Origin of the sequence: Streptomyces sp. NPDC088812, assembly GCF_044750285.1 — a bacterium.
In the GTDB taxonomy this organism is placed as follows: domain Bacteria; phylum Actinomycetota; class Actinomycetes; order Streptomycetales; family Streptomycetaceae; genus Streptomyces.
The window spans coordinates 1-1,097 of the sequence record NZ_JBIVJP010000095.1; the positions used below are offsets into that span (position 1 = coordinate 1).

Consider the following 1,097-nt stretch of genomic DNA (forward strand, 5'->3'; position numbering starts at 1 on the left):
GAGGTGGGCGCGGGGAGGACCCGGGGCCGCGGGCAGAGGCTGTCAACTTCGCCGTCCCCAGATCAGGGCACCTTGTCCACAGGAGTTGTCCACAGATGTGGAGGGTGTGGACGACGGTGTGGATAGGCGTGTACCAGGCGGTGTGATGAGGGCACAAACGAGGATGCTGTCAAGTCGGATCGATGGGGCCGAAAGGGGGGTGGAGAATCTTCCTCCACAGGCCTGGGGATCGCATCGTCCCAGGTCAGAGCCGGATTCTGGGAGTGGCCGAGCGGTTGTCCCCAGCGTGGTCCCCAGCCGATCCACACGACACGCCGCCGAATCCACACGTTGTCCACAAGGCCTGTGGGAAACGCGGTTGCCCAGCCTCCACGGCGCGCGTAGTGTCGCGTGGTATCCCCAACGCGAGGGCGGGTATTGGCCGCAGGTGACCACTGACAGGCGCGCATCCGCTCGGACCGTCGCCCCGGGGACCGTCGCACCGTCCGCCTGCAGGAGGGTGCGGCGGCACGGGCGGTGACAACAGAGGAATCAGGGCCGGGAAGACCGGCGAGGGCCGCCGTCGTGCGGGCTGTGGGAAGGGAGTCTCCGGACGTTGACTGAGAACTACGGAGACTCGGGCTCCTACGACGGCGGCCGTTCCTCTGAACGCTTCCTGCCGCCCCAGGACCTGGAGGCGGAGCGCTCGGTGCTGGGCGGCATGATGCTCTCCAAGGACGCGATCGCGGACGTGGTGGAGCTGCTGCGCGGCCACGACTTCTACCGGCCGAGCCACGAGATGATCTACGAGGCGATCATCGACCTCTACGGCCGCGGTGAACCCGCGGACGCCGTCACCGTGGCGGACCTGCTGAACAAGCGCCAGGAGCTGAGCCGCGTGGGCGGCCCCGCCGTGCTGCACGAGCTGATCCAGTCCGTGCCCACCGCCGCCAATGCGAGCTTCTACGCGGAGATCGTGGCGGAGAAGGCTGTCCTGCGCCGCCTCGTGACCGCCGGCACCAAGATCACCCAGCTGGGGTATCAGGGCGACGGCGAGGTCGAGGAGATCGTCAACGAGGCGCAGTCCGAGATCTACAAGGTGGCGGAGAACCGCCAGT

Annotated in this window: 1 protein-coding gene; it reads left to right on the top strand. The window is 67.7% G+C overall.

All coding sequences use genetic code 11. From position 1 onward, the window contains the following. Nucleotides 1-595: 595 nt before the first annotated feature. Nucleotides 596-1,097 (top strand): DnaB-like helicase N-terminal domain-containing protein (locus ACIP67_RS43435; protein WP_401700277.1); only part of this gene is annotated, 502 nt, incomplete at its 3' end.